The organism is Kitasatospora humi, assembly GCF_020907985.1.
Classification (GTDB): domain Bacteria; phylum Actinomycetota; class Actinomycetes; order Streptomycetales; family Streptomycetaceae; genus Kitasatospora; species Kitasatospora humi.
The window spans coordinates 112,787-129,603 of sequence record NZ_JAJJPA010000019.1 but is presented as its reverse complement, the minus strand read 5'-3'; the positions used below and the strand labels follow the sequence as shown (position 1 = coordinate 129,603).

Sequence of the window (16,817 nt, the reverse complement as noted above, 5' to 3'; positions counted from 1 at the left end):
AAGCTTATCAGATGTTTTCCGTTCCGTTTCCGGCTCCGGATTCCATTCCGATTCGCTTTCGCCTTTCGGCGCTCCCGAACTCTACCAGAGTTCTTCCGGCCCGTTTTCCCCGCCCGAATCCGAAGCGATGTCCTAATTCGGGCGAAGCCGCGCGGCCGGCGGGGCAACCCGGAGAACGTTACGCATGCGGTCCGGTGGAGTCAAACCGGCCCCGGACAGCGAGGCTGTCCGGGGCCGGTTCGGTCTGACGGGCGCTGCCCGCAGGGGTCAGCGGACCTCAGTGATCTCCGGACCGCGCTGGAACGGGCTGAGCGCCTCGCCGGCGAAGCGCGACTCGCCCTCGGGGGCGCCGACGCCGCCGTCGGCGACCATCTGCGCGTCCTCGGGGAGCTTCAGCACGATCGGGTCGCGCGGCGCCATCGGGGCCTCGCCGCGGACCACGACGGTCTGCCGGAAGACCTCCTCCAGCACCGCCGCGGCCTCGGGCTGCACCGCGGCCTGGCCCGAGATCACGCCGCGCAGGAACCAGCGCGGTCCATCGCAACCGACGAAACGCACCAGCTGCACGCCCTGGGTGCCGTCCGGCAGCTGCACCGGGACCTGGGCCCGCAAGTGCCAGCCGAGGGTGCCTTCCTCCTCCTCGACCCGGCCGCCCTGACCGGTGATGCCGTTGGCGATCTCCTCGCGCACCTCGGCCCAGATGCCCTCCGACTTGGGAGCGGCGAAGGCCTGGAGCTGGATCGCGCTGTTGCCGAGCACCAGGGTCGCGGCCACGATCGCCTCGCCGGCCACCTCGACCCGCAGCTCCATGCCCTCGACACCGGGGACGAGCAGACCACCGAGGTCCACCCGACCCTCGGCCGGGCTCTCCAGCTCGGAGACGTCCCAGGGGCCGTCGGGACGCGGAGCCGGCGGCAGGCCGACGCGGTCGGCCGGGTCCGGCTCGGTCTCCTCGACGTCGGTCGGCGTTTCGCTCTCGGAGTCGGAATCCTCGACGTCATCGGCCGTCTCGTCGGCGCTGATGGCGTCCTCGGCGAGCTGCTCGACGGCGTCCTCGCTCTTCTGGCGACGACGGAACACGGTCACTGTCCTTCCCGGTCCAAGACCGAAGCGATTGCCTGCTGGTACCTGCTCAACGCTTGAGCCGCTCAAACCGCCGCATGGCCGCCGGTCGAGCCGAACCCGCCCTCGCCACGCGCGGACCCGGGTAGCTCGGCCACCTCGTGGAAGCGGGCCTTCTCGACCTGCTGGATCACCAGCTGGGCGATCCGGTCCCCACGGCGAAAGCTGACGCGCTCGCGCGGATCCAGGTTGACGACGATCACCTTGATCTCACCACGGTACCCGGCATCGACCGTCCCTGGGGCGTTCACGAGCGCAACTCCGCAACGAGCTGCCAGACCGGACCGCGGATGCACGAACGCGGCGTAGCCGTCCGGCAACGCAATGGCGACGCCGGTGGGGATGACGGCCCGCTCGCCCGGCTCGAGGTCGGCGTCGACGGCGGCCACCAGGTCGGCGCCGGCGTCGCCCGGCTGGGCGTAGCCGGGCAGGGGCAGCTCGGGATCGAGTCGCCGGATCAGGATGTCGACCTCGGGACGAGCGGTGGTGCTCACGGATTCACCTCAAAGGCTCTGTTGCGCTTCAGCAGATCGGGATCGTCCAGGGCGGCCTTGATGTCCGCCGGGCGACCGTGCGTGGTGAAGTGTTCCAGTTTCACCTGAACGAAGAGTGCCGAGGCCCGGATCGCGAGCGGTCCGTCGGGGCCGCCGATCCGCCCCTCGCCCGCGGTGTAGAGCTTGCGGCCGTCCACTCCGGTGGCCCAGGCGTGGATGTGCAGGGTGGCGTCCACCGGCACCGGTCGCAGGAAGTCGGTTTCCAGCCGCCCGGTGACACCGGGCTTGTGCACCAGCCAGCCGAGTGAGCCCAGGGCCTCGTCCATCGCGGTGGTGAGGAGACCGCCGTGCGCCAGCCCGGGGCCACCCTGGTGGCTCGGCTTGACCACGAACTCGGCGGTCACCTCGACGCCCTCGCCGGCCCGTATGTCCATCTGCAGTCCGCTGCTCTGCTGCGGTCCGCAGCCGAAGCAGTGCACGTAGTGGCTACCGAGCGAGGTGCCGGGTGCGGGGGCGTCCGGATGGCGCACCGGCTGCGATGCGGTCTCGGGCGGAGTGGTCGGCGTGCTGGTGGAAGCTCTGGGTACGGTCACGCGCCCGACCCTACTCATGAGTAGCAGCATTGCAACGGTGGACCGCTGCCAAGATCGCCCCGCACCTGGGACAGAATGGCGGTCATGTACGACGAACGCCTCACCGCACCCCGCTCCTGGTGGCTGCTCCCGGTCGCGGCCGGCCTGTCGCTCGCGCTGATCCTGCTGAAGTTCGGCGCCGTGCCGGGGCTGGTCGGCCTGCTGGTGGGATTCGTCGCGGCGGCGGCCGGGCTCAGCTCGTACGGCTCGGCGCGGATCCGCATCGTGCAGGGATCGCTGGTGGCCGGCCAGGCCCGGATCCCGGTCTCGGCGCTGGGCGAGGCCCTGCCGCTGGACGCCGCCGAGGCGATCGCCTGGCGCTCCTCGAAGGCCGACCCGCGGGCGTTCATGCTGCTGCGCAGCTATGTGCGCACCGCGCTCAAGGTGCAGGTCACCGATCCGGCCGACCCCACCCCTTACCTCTACCTCTCCACCCGGGACCCGCAGGCGCTGGCCGCCGCGCTCGACAAGGCCCGCGGCTGAACTTCGGCCGAAACGGTACGACGAAGGGACGGTCCGTCAACTACGGACCGTCCCTTCGTCGTACCAGTGCGCCCGTGCGGGTCGGGTCGCAGGATCAGCCTCCGGCCCACCGGGGTGGGCCGGTCGGGGCGGTTCGCCGAGTCCGGCGGCGGTGCCGGGCACCTGGCCATCGGGTTCGGGGTGGGCCCAGATCTCAGGCGCAGTCCCGGCAGATCGGCTGCCCGTCCTTCTCGTGCGACAGCTGGCTGCGGTGGTGCACCAGGAAGCAGCTCATGCAGGTGAACTCGTCAGCCTGGCGCGGCAGCACCCGCACCGACAGCTCCTCACCGGAGAGGTCGGCGCCGGGCAGGTCCATGGTCTCGGCACCGTCGAAGTCCTCGATGTCGACCGGGCCGGCCGACTTGTCGTTCCGGCGGGCCTTCAGTTCCTCGATGCTGTCCTCGTTGAGGTCGTCATCGGTCTTGCGTGGGGTGTCGTAGTCCGTTGCCATGTTCGCTCTCCCCCTCTGGGTGTGTGCGGTATCTCCAGCGCACGTAACGCATGAGGGGCCGGTCTTGTGCCCGACCCGAGGCCGAGATTGTGCCTTACTTCAAGCCCTGTTACTCAATCGACACTCAGCGACGGGTCCGACCAGGTGATCGACACCATCTTCGAGGGACTCGCGGACAGTGGCCGACAGGGCGCGACAACTGCCCGATATCGGATACGGAAGGTGATGGTACGCCCCGCCGACCGCCCGCACCAGGGGGCCTCGCCCCAGGTGGGAGGCGGACTCCCGGCATCCGGGAGCGCAATACCGGACACGTTCTCCGATTACGGTGCGCAATGATCCACCAGGACGACCTGATCACTGTGCGAGACCATCCGAATGGGTACCGTGGCAGCGTGTGACCTTCATCACAGTGCGGGCAATTCGGACGAAATCGGCCGCAACCGGCCGCCATCGCGCCAGCTCGGCGGCGCATCCGGGACCGCCGGAAACGCTCCCGAGGTTACGCCTGCGCGGCCTTCGCGGCACGACGCGCCAGCAGTGCCGCCTGGCGCTCCTCGAACCGGGCCGCCTGCCCGTCCAGCTCATCCATGAAGAGCCCGAGCTCCTGCTGCGCCTGCACCCCGACCGGCCCGAGGCCGCCCAGCTCCAGCACCTTCAGGTGGCGCAGCACCGGCTGCAGCACGTCGTCGTGGTGGATCCGCAGGTTGTATATGCCGCCGAGGGCGATCTGGGCGGCCGAGCGCTCGAAGCCGGGCATCCCGTGGCCGGGCATCCGGAACTCGGTCACGACGTCGCGGACCGCCTGCATGGCCAGGTCCGGAGCCAGCTCGAGGGCCGCCTTGAGCAGGTTCCGGTAGAAGACCATGTGCAGGTTCTCGTCGTTGGCGATCTTCGCCAGCAGCTGCTCGCAGAGCGGGTCGCCGGACAGGTGGCCGGTGTTGCGGTGGGAGATCCGGGTGGCGAGCTCCTGGAAGGCCACGTAGGCGATCGAGTGCAGCATGCTGTGGGCGTTGTCGGACTGGAAGCCGGCGCCCATGTGGTCCATCCGGGCCCGCTCCAGGGCCACCGGGTCGACCGCCCGGGTGGCCAGCAGGTAGTCGCGGATCGCGATGCCGTGCCGCCCCTCCTCGGCGGTCCAGCGGTGCACCCAGGTGCCCCACGCGCCGTCCCGCCCGAACAGGGTGGCGATCTCGTGGTGGTAGCTGGGGAGGTTGTCCTCGGTCAGCAGGTTGACCACCAGGGAGACGCGGCCGAGCGGGGTGACCTTGGACTGCGACAGCTCCCAGGCCTCGCCACCGAGCACGCCGTCGAAGTCACGCCCCTGGCCCCACGGGACGTACTCGTGCGGCATCCACTCACGGGCGGCCTTCAGGTGCCGGTTCAGCTCCGTCTCGACCACCTCTTCCAGAGCCAGCAGCAGCCTGGCGTCGGTCCATGCGGTCGAACCGGTGCACTGAACGGGGGCGATGGTCACGACGGTGGCTCCTGGTGAAACGGGGCGTGCGGATGCATACCTACGGTGTCGTACCTTACGGCAGCGTAGGTTACGGCAGCGTAAGTAATCGGCCCCGGATGTGACAAGCGCCCTGCACCGCCCCTTCTCGCAGGTGAGGGGCGCGCGCAGGGCGCTCGGGAGGTTCGTGGACGGCTCAGGCGCTGGGAATCCGCACCCGCATGGTCAGTCCGCCGCCGGGGCGGGGCACCGCTTCGATCGAGCCGCCGTGCGCGCGCACCACCGAGCGCACGATCGACAGGCCCAGGCCCACCCCCTTGTCGCTGCGGGTCCGGTCGGCTCCCTTGAGCCGGCGGAACGGCTCGAAGATGTGCTCCAGCTCGTAACCGGGCACCACCGGCCCGGTGTTGCTGACCACCAGCTCGCCGACCCCGCCGGGGCCGGGCGCCGTGGTGATCTCCACCCAGCCGTCCGGCAGGTTGTAGCGCACCGCGTTCTGCAGCAGGTTGAGCGCGATCCGCTCCAGCAGCACCCCGTTCCCCAGGACCGCCACCGGGTTGAGCTCGGAGCGGATCTCCAGCTCGCGGCCGGCGGCCTCCGAGCGGACCTGCTCGACCGCCTGCAGCGCCACCTCCGAAAGTTCCACCGGCCGCCGGTCGACCAGCTCGTTGTCGCTGCGGGCCAGCAGCAGCAGGCCCTCGACCAGTTGCTCGCTGCGCTCGTTGGTGGCCAGCAGGGTCCTGCCGAGCTGCTGCAGGTCCGGCGAGGTGTTGGGGTCCGACAGCTGCACCTCCAGCAGGGTGCGGTTGATCGCCAGCGGGGTGCGCAGCTCGTGCGAGGCGTTGGAGACGAAGCGGCGCTGCGAGTCGAAGGAGCGGTCCAACCGGTCGAGCATGTCGTCGAAGGTGTCGGCGAGCTCCTTGAGCTCGTCGTCCGGGCCCTCCAGCTGGATCCGGCGGTGCAGGTCGGAGCTGGCCACCTCGCGGGCGGTGCGGGTGATCCGGCCGAGCGGGCGCAGCACCCGGCCGGCCATCGCGTAGCCGGCCGCGAAGGCGATCACCGCGAGCGCGACCAGCGCCATGAGGGACTTGCGCAGCAGCGCATCCAGCTCGGTGTGGGCCTGGGCGCTGAGCGAGCCGCTCAGGTAGTTGTTGACCTCGTTGCCGCTGAGCGGCTGTCCGTTGCCGGCGCGGAACACCACGTTGGGATCGGAACTGATGATCTGGGGCAGCGAGATGTCCTGGAAGGCCTGCTCGACCATGAAGTAGGTCAGCAGCAGCAGCACCACGCCGGCCATCAGGAACATCCCGCCGTACAGCAGGGTGAGCCGGAACCGGATGGTGGGGCGGAACGGCAGCCAGCTCAGGCCGTCACCGGGGTGGTACTGGTCGGTCGGCAGCGGCGGCTCGACCGGTCGCGGCGGGTGCGGGGGCCGCGGCGGTGTCGGGTGCGAACTGCCGGAGGGCCCGCCGGTGGTGGGCGGGGTGGTCATGGGTGTCATCCCTTGGGGGTGGGGGGTCAGATCCGGTAGCCGGAGCCGGGCACGGTGACGATCACCGCCGGGTCGCCGAGCTTGCGGCGCAGCGTCATCACGGTGACCCGGACGACGTTGGTGAACGGGTCGGTGTGCTCGTCCCAGGCCTTCTCCAGCAGTTGCTCGGCGGAGACCACGGCCCCGCCGGCCCGCATCAGGACCTCCAGGACGGCGAACTCCTTGGGCGCCAGCTGGATCGAGCGGCCGTCCCGGATCACCTCGCGGCGTCCCGGGTCGAGGCTGATCCCGGCCCGCTCCAGCACGGGCGGCAGCGGCACGGTGGCGCGGCGGCCGAGGGCGCGCACCCGGGCCACGAGTTCACTGAAGGCGAACGGCTTGGGCAGGTAGTCGTCCGCGCCGATCTCCAGGCCCTCGACCCGGTCGCTGATGTCGCCGGAGGCGGTCAGCATGATCACCCGGGTGGCCAGGCCCTGGTCCACCACGCTGCGGCAGACGTCGTCGCCGTGCACCAGCGGCAGGTCGCGGTCGAGCACCACGACGTCGTAGTCGTTGACCGCGATCCGCTGCAGTGCGGCCTCGCCGTCGTAGACCACGTCGACGGCCATCGCCTCCCGGCGCAAGCCGGTGGCCACGGCTTCGGCGAGCAGCTGCTCGTCCTCGACGACAAGAACCCGCACTGCGGTTGTCCCTTCTCCGGGGGCCACACGTGCGGGACCGGAGGTCCCGTGCGCGGGCCTGCGACTCCGACGGTCCCTCCATCCTGCCCCCTGTGCGGGTAAAGCAGCGGTAAGTCGACCGGCGGCAACCCGGTGGAGTCGAACGTCAGAGCGACACCCCGGTGTGATGGGGGCAACTTTCCGCGGTTTTCTCCGGATCCGGAGGTTTCCCGCCCCGGGGGGTGGGGATGACGAGTTCACACCCGCGATCACGCCGTCAGGCAGTCGCACCCACCCGCCGCGCGTTCATCCGCACCGGCTGGGAGATCGCACGCATCCACGGAGCGGCCCGGCGCCGCGCCCGTGCCCGCACCGGAGCCGGCACCGGTCGGGCGCAGCCGCTGGACCACCGCCCCTCCCGACCGAGGAACGCCGACCGCGCACGTCCGACACCGTAAGGGGGTCTGCCGCATGGACGCCTTCACCGCCGGAATCCTGCAGCGCATACGCAATGCCGAGCAGGATCTGCACCGCGCCCTCGAAGCCGGGGACGAGTTCCTGGCCGAGGTCGAACAGTCCGAACTGGAAGACCTGCGCCGGATCGCCGCCGACCACGGCGTCGACCCGCTGCTGGCGCTGCCCCGCAGCGCCTGATCCGGGCGCCCGGCCGTCCGGGCGACTCCCGACACCAGGGCCGGGTCGACCGGCCCCCGATGCCTGCCGGAACCCCGGTGCGATCCTCGCGCCGGGGTTCCACTGCATCGGAGCCGTCGGAATCCCGCGTTCCGTCGGCAGCCGTTCCGGTCAGTCGTGCCAGGCACCCAGCTCCTCCAGGCGTGCCTGGAGGAGCTCGAAGGTGCCGGGCGGGGCCGCCACCAGCAGCTCACGGGCGGCCTGCGCGCCCGGCCGACCGCCGGTGCGGGCGCCCGCCTCCCGGGCGATCAGGCCACCGGCCGCCTGGTCCCAGGGGGCCAGCCCGCGCTCGTAGTAGCCGTCCAGCCGGCCCGCCGCCAGGTCGCACAGGTCCAGCGCCGCCGCGCCGCCCCGCCGGATGTCCCGGACCTCGGGCATCAGGGCGTGCAGCACCTCGGCCTGGTGCACCCGGGCCGGCAGCACGTAGTTGAAACCGGTGGCGATCAGCGCCTGCCCCCACGGCGGGGTCGGCCGGACCGACAGCGCGCGGCCGTCCAGCCGGGCGCCACGCCCTCGAACGGCCTGGAACAGCTCGCCCCTGGCCGGCGCGAAGACGACCCCCACCACCGCCTCACCGTTCAGCTCGGCGGCCACGCTGACCGCCCAGTTCGGCAGCCCGTAAAGGTAGTTGACGGTTCCGTCGAGCGGGTCGACCACCCAGCGCACGCCGCTTTCGCCGGTCCGCTCGGTGCCCTCCTCGCCGAGGTAGCCGTCCTGCGGGCGGCGGCCGGTGATCAGCTCGACGATCAGCTTCTCGGAGGCCAGGTCCATCTCGGTGACCACGTCGACCGGACTGCTCTTGGTCGCCGCCACCCCGAGGTCGGCCGGGCGGCCGTCGCGCAGCAGCTCGCCGGCCCGGCGGGCGGCCTCCAGGGCCACGTCCAGCAGCTCGTCCAGCAGGGTCTGATCGGACACGGTGCTCCTTCGTCGGTGGATGACGGTGTCAGGCCTGGGCCGCGGCCGGCCGGGGCGCCCGCGGGTTGGGGCAGCAGGCGGCCGGGCAGACGTCATGGGCGGCGCCGAGCCGGCCGAGCGCGCAGCGCGCCACCGCCGCACCCCGCTCGGTGGCCGCGCGCTCCAGCAGCAGTTCGCGGACCGCCGCCGCGAACCGCGGGTCGGCGCCGACGGTGGCGGCCCGGGCCACCGGCAGGCCGAGCTCGGCGGCCCGCGCCACGGCCTCGGTGTCCAGGTCGTACTTGACCTCCATGTGGTCCGAGACGAAGCCGATCGGCACCATGACCACCGCTGCCGCGCCGGATTCCTGACGCTCCGACAGGTGGTCGCAGATGTCCGGCTCCAGCCACGGGATGTGCGGCGCACCGCTGCGCGACTGGTAGACCAGCCGCCACGGACGGTCGGTCACGCCGGTGGCCCCGGCCACCGCCTCGGCGACCAGCCGTGCCACCTCCAGGTGCTGGGCGACGTAGGCGCCGCCGGGGGTGCCGCGGGCCGGGTCGTCGGGCGCGCCGGAGGTCTCGGCCATCGCGGTGGGGATCGAGTGGGTGGTGAAGGCCAGCTCCGCCCGGTCCCGCAGCTCGGCCGGCAGCTCGGCCAGCGCGGCCAGGGTCGCCTCGATCATCGGCTGGACGAAGCCCGGGTGGTTGTAGAAGTGGCGCAGCTTGTCCACGGTCAGCGCCGGGCGGCCCTCCTCGGCGAGCACGGCCAGCGCGTCGGCCAGGTTCTCGCGGTACTGCCGGCAGCCCGAGTAGCCCGCGTAGGCGCTGGTGGCCAGCACCGCGACGCGGCGGTGGCCGTCGTCGGCCAGCTCGCGCAGCGTGTCGACCAGGTAGGGCGCCCAGTTCCGGTTGCCCCAGTAGACCGGCAGGTCCAGGCCGTGGTCGGCGAAGTCCTCGCGCAGCGCGGCGAGCAGTGCGCGGTTCTGCTCGTTGATCGGGCTGACCCCGCCGAAGCGGAAGTAGTGCTGCCCCACTTCGGCCAGCCGCTCCTTCGGGATGCCGCGACCGCGGGTGACGTTCTCCAGGAACGGCACCACGTCCTCGGGGCCCTCCGGCCCGCCGAAGGAGAGCAGCAGCAGCGCGTCGTACGGCGCCGGGTCGGTGGGGGTCTGCGCGTCAGCCATGGCTCCGATCCTGCCACTGCGTGCCGTCGGCTCCGGACCACCCCGCTGGTTAATCCGATTGCATTCGTTCGTAAGCTGTCTCAGATAGCCATGTTCCTTACTTCCCGGTTCCTTGACTCTCCCGGAGCAGCCGTGCTGTCCAGCTACCGCCAGATCTTCGCCGCGCCCGGCTCGCTGGCGTTCTCCGCCACCGGACTGGTGTCCCGACTGCCGATCTCGATGGTCGGCGTCGGCGTGGTGACCATGTTCTCCGAGCTGCGCGGCTCCTACGGGCTGGCGGGTGCGGTCACGGCGGTCCTGGCACTGGCCTCGGCGGGCATCGGGCCGCAGGTCTCGCGGCTGGTCGACCGCTACGGGCAGCGCCGGGTGGTGCGGCCGGCCACCGCGGTCAGCGTGCTGGGCTCGGCGCTGCTGCTGCTCGCCGCCTGGCGCGGCTGGCCGGCCTGGACCTACTTCCCGTGCGCCGTCGCGATGGGCGCGCTGGGGAGCACCGGGCCGCTGGTCCGGGCCCGGTGGGCGCACCTCTACCGGAACGACCAGGCCAAACTGCACACCGCCTACGCGCTGGAGGCGGTGGTCGACGAGATCGTCTTCATCGTCGGACCGATCCTCTCCATCTGCCTGGCCACCTCCTTCTTCCCGGAGGCCGGGGTGCTGCTCGCGACGCTCTTCGGAGCCGTGGGGGTGGCGCTGTTCACCGCCCAGCGGTCCACCGAGCCGCCGCCGCACCCGGTGGCGCGGGCTTCCGGCGGCTCGGTGCTGCGGGTGCCCGGCCTGCGGGTGCTGATCGCCACCTTCGTCGCGATCGGGATGATCTTCAGCTCGGTCGAGGTGGTCACCGTGGCCTACGCGCGGGAGCAGGGCCACGGTTCGGCCGCCAGTCTGGTGCTGGCCGTCTACGCGCTCGGCTCCGGAGTGGCCGGCGTGGTGGTCGGCGTCCTGCACCCGAGCGGACCGGCGGCGCGGCGGTTCCGCAACGGCGTGGGGCTGATGGCGGTCACCTTGACGCCGCTCAGCCTGGTGGCGGCTTGGTGCACCGGCACGGTCGGCCTGGTGGCGGCCGGGGCCACGCTCTTCCTCTCCGGGATGGCCATCTCGCCGACCATGATCACCGCGACCGGCCTGACCGAGCGGCTGGTGCCGGCCGCCCAGCTGACCGAGGGGATGTCCTGGACCACCACCGGCATCGCCATCGGGGTGGCGGGCGGCTCCTACCTGGCCGGCTCGGTGGTCGACGCCGCCGGAGTGGCGGCCGGCTACCGGGTGCCGCTGGCCGCCGGGGTCTTCGCCCTGCTGCTGGCCGCGGCGGGCGGGCGCTGGCTGCGCACCGAGAGCCCGGCCGCGGCCCCGGCGCCGGCGGCCGTGGCACCCTGACCCGCTCGGTGCGAACCATGGACCGGCGGCCGTCCCGTGGCTAGGCTCGCTACCCACTGGTAGCGCCCTCGGGGGGACCGACCTGCGGGTGCGGCATGGACGCAGGAGGCACCGCATGACCGTGACCGCCGACCGTTGGACCAACTGGGCGGGCAACCAGAGCGCCGAGCCCAGCCGAGTGGTCACCCCGGCCTCCACCGAGGAGCTGGCGGAGGCGGTCAAGCAGGCCGGCGCCGAGGGGCGCACCGTCAAGGCGGTCGGCTCCGGGCACTCCTTCACCGCGATCGCCGCCGCCGGCGACGGAGTGCTGGTCCGCCCCGAGGGCTTGACCGCGGTGCGCGAGCTGGACCGGCAGGCCGGCACCGTGACGGTGGAGTCCGGTCTGCCGCTGGCCGGGCTGAACCGGCTGCTGGCCGCCGCCGGCCTGTCGCTGACAAACATGGGCGACATCGAGGTGCAGACGGTGGCCGGCGCCACCAGCACCGGCACCCACGGCACCGGCCGCGACTCCGGTTCGCTGGCCGCGCAGATCCGGGCCCTGGAGATCGTGCTCGCCGACGGCTCGGTGCGCCGCTGCTCCGCCACCGAGGAGCCGGAGCTGTTCCAGGGCGCCCGGCTGGGCCTGGGCGCGCTCGGCGTGATCAGCGCGATCACCTTCGGGGTCGAGCCGGCCTTCCTGCTCACCGCCCACGAGGCGCCGATGACCTTCGACCAGGTGCTCGCCGACTTCGACCGGCTCAGCCAGGTCAACGAGCACTTCGAGTTCTACTGGTTCCCGCACACCGACCGGTGCAGCACCAAGCGGAACAACCGCAGCCAGGGGCCGGCCGCGCCGCTGCCGCCGTTCAAGGCCTGGCTGGAGGACGACTTCCTCTCCAACACGGTCTGGGAGGGCGCCTGCCGGGTCGGCCGGGCGTTCCCGAAGAGCGTGCCGGCCATCGCCGCGGTGGCCAGCCGGGCCTGGTCCGAGCGCACCTACACCGATGTCGCCTACAAGGTCTTCACCAGCCCGCGCAAGGTGCGCTTCATCGAGATGGAGTACGCCGTCCCGCGCGAGACGGCGGTGCCGGTGCTGCGCGAGCTGAAGCGGCTGGTGGAGCGGAGCGACTGGAAGATCAGCTTCCCGGTCGAGGTGCGCTGCGCGCCGGCCGACGACCTGTGGCTCTCCACCGCGAGCGGGCGGGACACCGTCTACATCGCCGTCCACCTCTACCGGGGTACCGCCGAACTGGGGTACTTCACCGAGGTCGAACGGCTGATGACGGCCCACCAGGGCCGCCCGCACTGGGGCAAGCTGCACACCAGGGACGCCGAGTACCTGGCCGCCGCCTACCCGCACTTCGGCGACTTCACCGCGCTGCGCGACCGGGTCGACCCCGAGCGGCGGTTCGCCAACGCCTACCTGCGCCGGGTGCTGGGCGACTGACCCGCGGTCACTGCGCGGCGGTGGCGGCGGGCAGCTCGGTGGCGGGCGCGTCGGTGGCGGGCGCCCGGGTCGGCGCGGGCGACTGCGGGGCCCGGGTGGTCGGCGGCGCCGAGGGCGTGCCACCGGGTGCCGCCGCACCGGACGGGGTCGCACCGCCGCTCGGCGGGGCGCTGCTCGACGGCGCGGACGGGCTGGGCGACGGCGAGCCGGAGCCGCTCCCGCCCGTGGGTGCCGCCGAGGGGCCGCCGGTCGCGGCGGACGGGTGCTCGGACGCGCCCCGGCCGGTCGGCGGGGCCGCCGGCTCGGTGCGCGGCGCCCGGTCCGGAGACCTGCGGCCGCCGTCGGGGAGGATCGAGGTGCCGCCGCCCTCCTGCCCGGTGGTGATCGCGTGCAGGTTCTGCCCGGAGGCCAGCTCGACGGCCACGATCGGGATCATCGCCAGCACGAAGACCAGCGCGGAGACCGCCGCGTAGCCCTTCCAGGTCCAGCGGCGGCGGGCCCGCCGCACCGGCGAGGCGCTCCAGGAGCCGTCGGGAAGCGGCTGCGGCCGGCCCGGACCGTCGGGCTCGTCCCGCCAGGCGAGCGGCAGCGGCGCGGTGTCGGAGGCCGGGATCTGACGCAGTCCGTTCGCCCTGCGGCCCGGTGACCACTCGGTCACCTCCCGCAACTGCTCACCGGTGCGCCGGAAGAGGTGCTGGAAGACCGCGCCGCCGCAGGTCGCGCCGATGCTGACCACGGCTGCGCCGATGATCGTGCCGTACACCCCGAGCTCGGAGGCGAGCACCGCGCCGACCACCGCGGCCAACGCACTGGCGGCGACCTGGGTCATGCTCAGGTCGATCCGCCGACCGTCCTCGGGCCGCTCGGGTTTCTCGGGCATCCGGTTCCTCGCCAACATCCGCGATATCTCGTCAGGTCTCGCCCACCAGGCACGTCATCGGGTCATCGTGCTTTCCGATGGGACCGCCCATTGTGCACAAAGAAGGACACAAGGGTCTAAAATCCGGTTCTTCGCAGTCGATATATGTGAAGATGATCACCGTCAGCTGATCGGCGGTCCGCCAATGGAGTTCCCCCTCTTGAGATTCCCGTGAATCGCGGGAGACTTGAGCGGCGAGCCGCTCCGCTCGATGCCACGAATGGAGTACTGTTCGTGGAGCCTGGGCCTTCGGTCATCCTCTCGACTGCCTTTCCAGCGGCAGTCGGAGCGAGAAGCCGTCAGGACCTGGCACGCACGGCGGCGCTCGACCCCGAACCGTCGCTCCACATCCACGTGCGGGGACCGGCCCGGAGGCTGACGCGGAGTCACCACGACGACGCGCCGAACAAGCCACCGTGCCACAGCGGTGTGTCCGGACCCAAGTCCGACACGCCGGGAGAACTCTGCAAGGTTGTGGCAAGTCGCCAGTGGGCAGGCCACACTCAGTACGGGAGCAGCGACGCAGGTGACGTCGGCAGGCACCACCCGGGAGGTAACCGTGCCCGAACTGCGGGTTGTGGCCGTCAGCAACGACGGCACACGGCTGGTGCTCAAAGCTGCCGACAGCACGGAGTACACCCTTCCGATCGACGAGCGGCTGCGCGCCGCCATCCGCGGTGATCGGCCGCGCCTCGGCCAGATCGAGATCGAGGTGGAGAGCCACCTGCGGCCCCGGGACATCCAGGCGCGGATACGAGCAGGCGCCTCCGCCGAGGAGGTCGCCCAGGCCGCCGGGATCTCGGTGGACCGGGTGCGCCGCTTCGAGGGCCCGGTGCTGGCCGAGCGCGCCTTCATGGCCGAGCGCGCCCGCAAGACCCCGATCCGCCGGCCGGGCGAGGCCACCGGCCCGCAGCTGGGCGAGGCGGTGTCCGAGCGGCTGGTGCTGCGCGCGGCCGAGAAGGACACCGAGCGCTGGGACTCCTGGCGGCGTGACGACGGCACCTGGGAGGTCGTCCTCTCCTACCGCGCGGACGGTGAGGGCCGCACCGCCAGCTGGACGTACGACCCGCCGCGGCGCCTGGTGCAGCCGAACGACGACGAGGCCCGTTCGCTGATCGGCGAGAGCGTGGAGCGGGAGGAGGAGTCGGTCTTCCCGTTCATCCCGCGGATCGCCCGGCTCCCCCAGGACCGCCCGCACCGGCCGATGATCGAGCGGCCGTCGGCCGACCGGATCATGTCGCCGCCCGAGCGGCTGCCGGCCCGGGAGGCGCGGGAGTTGCGGGAGGCCACGGCTGACTCTCGGGACTCGCTGACCAGCCTGCTGGACGTGGTGCCCGCCTTCCGCGGCGACCTGGCCGTGGGCCCGTCGGCGATCGAGGCGGCGCCGGCCGAGGAGGACCAGGAGGTCGAGGAGACGGCCGCCGCCGCGGCCGCGCCCGCCGTGGGCGCCGGCTCGGCCTACGCGGACATCCTGATGCCGCGGGCGGTCGCACCACACCGGGAGCGGCTGGTCGGCACCACCGACCGGCAGGCCGAGGCCGACGGCGTCCGCCCGGGCCGCCGTGCCACCGTGCCCAGCTGGGACGAGATCGTCTTCGGCAGCCGGCGCAAGAAGAGCGAGTAGCCGGTCGGGGCCCTTGACCGAAAGGGCCCCGACCGCCCGTCAGCCCCGCTCCGGTCCGGTCGCCGCCGGGCGCTGCGGATCGCTGGACCACTCGCTCCACGAGCCCGGGTACAGCACCGTGCGGTAGCCGGCCAGCTCCAGGGCCAGTGCGTTGTGCGCCGCCGTCACCCCGGAACCGCAGTAGACCCCGACCACCGGGTGGTCGTCCGCGCCCAGCGCCCGGAACCGCTCGGCCAGCTCGGCGGCGGGCTTGAAGCGGCCGTCCGCGGTGGTGTTGTCGAAGGTCGGCGCGCTGACCGCGCCGGGGATGTGCCCGGCCCGCGGGTCCAGCGGCTCCACCTCGCCCCGGTAGCGCTCACCTGCCCGGGAGTCCAGCAGCAGCCCGGTGCGGGCCAGTTCGGCGGCGCCGTCCTTGTCCAGGGTGGCGAGTTGCCCGGGCACCGGCTTGAAGTCGCCGACCGCGCCCCCGCGGGCGTCCGGCACCTCGTCGGTGACCGGCAGTCCGGCCGCCTGCCAGGCCGCGAAGCCGCCGTCCAGCACCCGCACCGCCGGGTGCCCGGCCCAGCGCAGCACCCACCAGGCCCGCGCCGCCGCCGTGGCCGGGCCCGCGTCGTACACCACCACCGGGCGATCGGCCGAGACCCCGGCCCGGCGCAGCGCCGCGCCCAGCACCTCCGGGTCGGGCAGCGGATGCCGGCCGCCGTTGCCGGGCGGGCCGGGCGGCGCCGCCAGCACCTGCTCCAGGTCGATGAAGTGGGCACCGGGCAAGTGGCCGGCCGCGTACTCGTCGGCGCCCGATGCCCCGGTCGGGCCGGCCGCGGAGAGCACGAACCGGATGTCCAGCAGCACCGGCGGGTGCTCGCCGGCCAGCGAGGCGGCCAGTTCCTCGACGGAGATCAGCGGAGAAGTGTTGTCCATGCGGCCATTCTGCTGGGTCGCCCGGTCGACCGGTTGCGGTCGGCGATGCTTTGTGCGCTCTTTGCCATGCTTCCGGTGCCGTCGCCCGACCTGGTGCCCCCGCGGGTGGGAGCATCTGCCCGGGACCCGTGCCACCGGGCCGGGTACCCCCGCGAGGAGGTCGCGATGACGGCGGTACGGGTCCGAGTGGCGCACGGCTCACCCTGCTGGGTGACCTTGCTGGTTCATGATCTGGACCGCGCCCAGGCGTTCTACTCGGCGCTGCTGGGGTGGGAGTTCGCCCCGGGCGCCGCCGAGCCGGGTGGCGGTCTGCGGGCCACCCGGCTCGGCGCCGGGGTGGCCGGGATCGGCCTGGCCCCGGAGCTGCCCGCGGCACCGGCCGAGTGGACCGCGTACTTCGCGGTGGACAGCGCGGACGCCGCCTCGGCCCGGGTCCGGGAGCACGGCGGCACGGTGGCGGTCGGCCCGCTGAGCGAGGGCCCGGCCGGGCGCCTGGCCATCGCCGCCGATCTGTCGGGGGCCGTCTTCGGGCTCTGGGAGGGCCATGAGCACCTCGGCTGGGAGCTGGTCGGCGAGCCCGGCGCGCCGGCCTGGACCGAGCTGGTCACCGGCGACGGGCCGACGGCCGCGGCCTTCTACGGCGCGGTCTTCGAGCGCCGGGTGGTGGAGGCGGACCCGTCGGCGGTGGCCTGCGGCGAGGAGGACGCCGCGCTGCGGACGGCCGGGCAGCGGGTGGCCGGGCTGCGGATCACCGGGCTGGGGGGCACCGGCGACCTGCGGGACGGGCCGCCCCGCTGGCGGATCCACTTCGCGGTGGCCGACGCGGACCTGACGTCCGATCAGTGCCGGGCGCTGGGCGGCGCCGTGCTGGTGGAGCCGCGGGACACGCCGTACGGCCGGGTGGCCCGGCTCGCCGATCCGGAGGGCGCGCGGTTCTCGGTGGTCGCCTTGTGAG

Annotated in this window: 16 protein-coding genes and 1 pseudogene; 6 read left to right on the top strand and 11 right to left on the bottom strand. The window is 72.9% G+C overall.

What is annotated here, in order from left to right; genetic code table 11:
- Positions 1–267 precede the first annotated feature (267 nt).
- The 3 genes and pseudogenes from LN042_RS19605 to LN042_RS19595 all read right to left on the bottom strand — a co-directional run bounded on the left by LN042_RS19605 (position 268) and on the right by LN042_RS19595 (position 2,227).
- The gene (locus tag LN042_RS19605; RefSeq protein ID WP_230052570.1) at positions 268–1,080 is read right to left on the bottom strand and encodes a DUF3710 domain-containing protein; all 813 of its coding nucleotides are present in this window, start codon (positions 1,078–1,080) and stop codon (positions 268–270) included.
- Positions 1,081–1,151: 71 nt separating this feature from the next.
- Positions 1,152–1,616, bottom strand: a pseudogene (dut, locus tag LN042_RS19600) (dUTP diphosphatase); the annotation flags it as partial.
- A complete protein-coding gene (locus LN042_RS19595; RefSeq protein WP_372495774.1) occupies positions 1,613–2,227 on the bottom strand; it encodes a PaaI family thioesterase in 615 nt (204 codons plus the stop codon). The pseudogene dut and the gene LN042_RS19595, both read right to left, overlap by 4 nt.
- 57 nt (positions 2,228–2,284) lie before the next feature.
- Between LN042_RS19595 and LN042_RS19590 the strand changes: the two genes are divergently transcribed.
- Positions 2,285–2,731, top strand: a complete 447-nt coding sequence (locus LN042_RS19590) for a DUF3093 domain-containing protein (protein WP_230052568.1) — start codon at positions 2,285–2,287, stop codon at positions 2,729–2,731.
- 193 nt (positions 2,732–2,924) lie between these two features.
- On the opposite strand, the gene LN042_RS19585 is transcribed toward LN042_RS19590, so the two are convergent.
- From LN042_RS19585 to LN042_RS19570, 4 genes are all read right to left on the bottom strand, one after another.
- A complete protein-coding gene (locus tag LN042_RS19585; protein WP_230052567.1) occupies positions 2,925–3,221 on the bottom strand; it encodes a DUF4193 domain-containing protein in 297 nt (98 codons plus the stop codon).
- A gap of 502 nt (positions 3,222–3,723) precedes the next feature.
- Positions 3,724–4,698, bottom strand: a complete 975-nt coding sequence (locus LN042_RS19580; protein WP_230052566.1) for an acyl-ACP desaturase — start codon at positions 4,696–4,698, stop codon at positions 3,724–3,726.
- 175 nt (positions 4,699–4,873) lie between these two features.
- Complete coding sequence (locus LN042_RS19575; RefSeq protein WP_230052565.1) at positions 4,874–6,169, bottom strand: sensor histidine kinase; 1,296 nt, start codon at positions 6,167–6,169, stop codon at positions 4,874–4,876.
- 26 nt (positions 6,170–6,195) lie between these two features.
- Positions 6,196–6,849, bottom strand: coding sequence for a response regulator transcription factor (locus LN042_RS19570; RefSeq protein WP_101382479.1), 654 nt, complete (start codon positions 6,847–6,849; stop codon positions 6,196–6,198).
- Positions 6,850–7,299: 450 nt separating this feature from the next.
- Between LN042_RS19570 and LN042_RS19565 the strand changes: the two genes are divergently transcribed.
- Positions 7,300–7,482: a hypothetical protein gene (locus tag LN042_RS19565; RefSeq protein ID WP_101382478.1), complete on the top strand. Its 183-nt coding sequence runs from the start codon at positions 7,300–7,302 to the stop codon at positions 7,480–7,482.
- A 150-nt stretch (positions 7,483–7,632) separates the two neighbouring features.
- Here the strand turns inward: LN042_RS19565 and LN042_RS19560 are convergent, their stop codons facing one another.
- Complete coding sequence (locus tag LN042_RS19560; protein ID WP_230052564.1) at positions 7,633–8,436, bottom strand: inositol monophosphatase family protein; 804 nt, start codon at positions 8,434–8,436, stop codon at positions 7,633–7,635.
- A gap of 28 nt (positions 8,437–8,464) precedes the next feature.
- Positions 8,465–9,601, bottom strand: coding sequence for a ferrochelatase (locus LN042_RS19555; protein ID WP_230052563.1), 1,137 nt, complete (start codon positions 9,599–9,601; stop codon positions 8,465–8,467).
- 132 nt (positions 9,602–9,733) lie between these two features.
- On the opposite strand from LN042_RS19555, the gene LN042_RS19550 reads away from it, so the two are divergent.
- Both LN042_RS19550 and LN042_RS19545 read left to right on the top strand, forming a co-directional pair.
- Positions 9,734–10,975 carry an MFS transporter gene (locus tag LN042_RS19550; protein ID WP_230052562.1) on the top strand — a complete coding sequence of 414 codons (1,242 nt, stop codon included), beginning with the start codon at positions 9,734–9,736 and terminating at the stop codon, positions 10,973–10,975.
- A 115-nt stretch (positions 10,976–11,090) separates the two neighbouring features.
- Positions 11,091–12,401: a D-arabinono-1,4-lactone oxidase gene (locus LN042_RS19545; protein WP_230052561.1), complete on the top strand. Its 1,311-nt coding sequence runs from the start codon at positions 11,091–11,093 to the stop codon at positions 12,399–12,401.
- 7 nt (positions 12,402–12,408) lie between these two features.
- On the opposite strand, the gene LN042_RS19540 is transcribed toward LN042_RS19545, so the two are convergent.
- The gene (locus LN042_RS19540; RefSeq protein WP_230052560.1) at positions 12,409–13,281 is read right to left on the bottom strand and encodes a hypothetical protein; all 873 of its coding nucleotides are present in this window, start codon (positions 13,279–13,281) and stop codon (positions 12,409–12,411) included.
- A gap of 565 nt (positions 13,282–13,846) precedes the next feature.
- On the opposite strand from LN042_RS19540, the gene sepH reads away from it, so the two are divergent.
- Complete coding sequence (sepH, locus tag LN042_RS19535; RefSeq protein WP_230052559.1) at positions 13,847–14,944, top strand: septation protein SepH; 1,098 nt, start codon at positions 13,847–13,849, stop codon at positions 14,942–14,944.
- A gap of 39 nt (positions 14,945–14,983) precedes the next feature.
- Here the strand turns inward: sepH and LN042_RS19530 are convergent, their stop codons facing one another.
- Positions 14,984–15,862: a sulfurtransferase gene (locus tag LN042_RS19530; protein ID WP_230052558.1), complete on the bottom strand. Its 879-nt coding sequence runs from the start codon at positions 15,860–15,862 to the stop codon at positions 14,984–14,986.
- A 165-nt stretch (positions 15,863–16,027) separates the two neighbouring features.
- On the opposite strand from LN042_RS19530, the gene LN042_RS19525 reads away from it, so the two are divergent.
- Complete coding sequence (locus tag LN042_RS19525; protein ID WP_230052557.1) at positions 16,028–16,816, top strand: VOC family protein; 789 nt, start codon at positions 16,028–16,030, stop codon at positions 16,814–16,816.
- Position 16,817 lies beyond the last annotated feature (1 nt).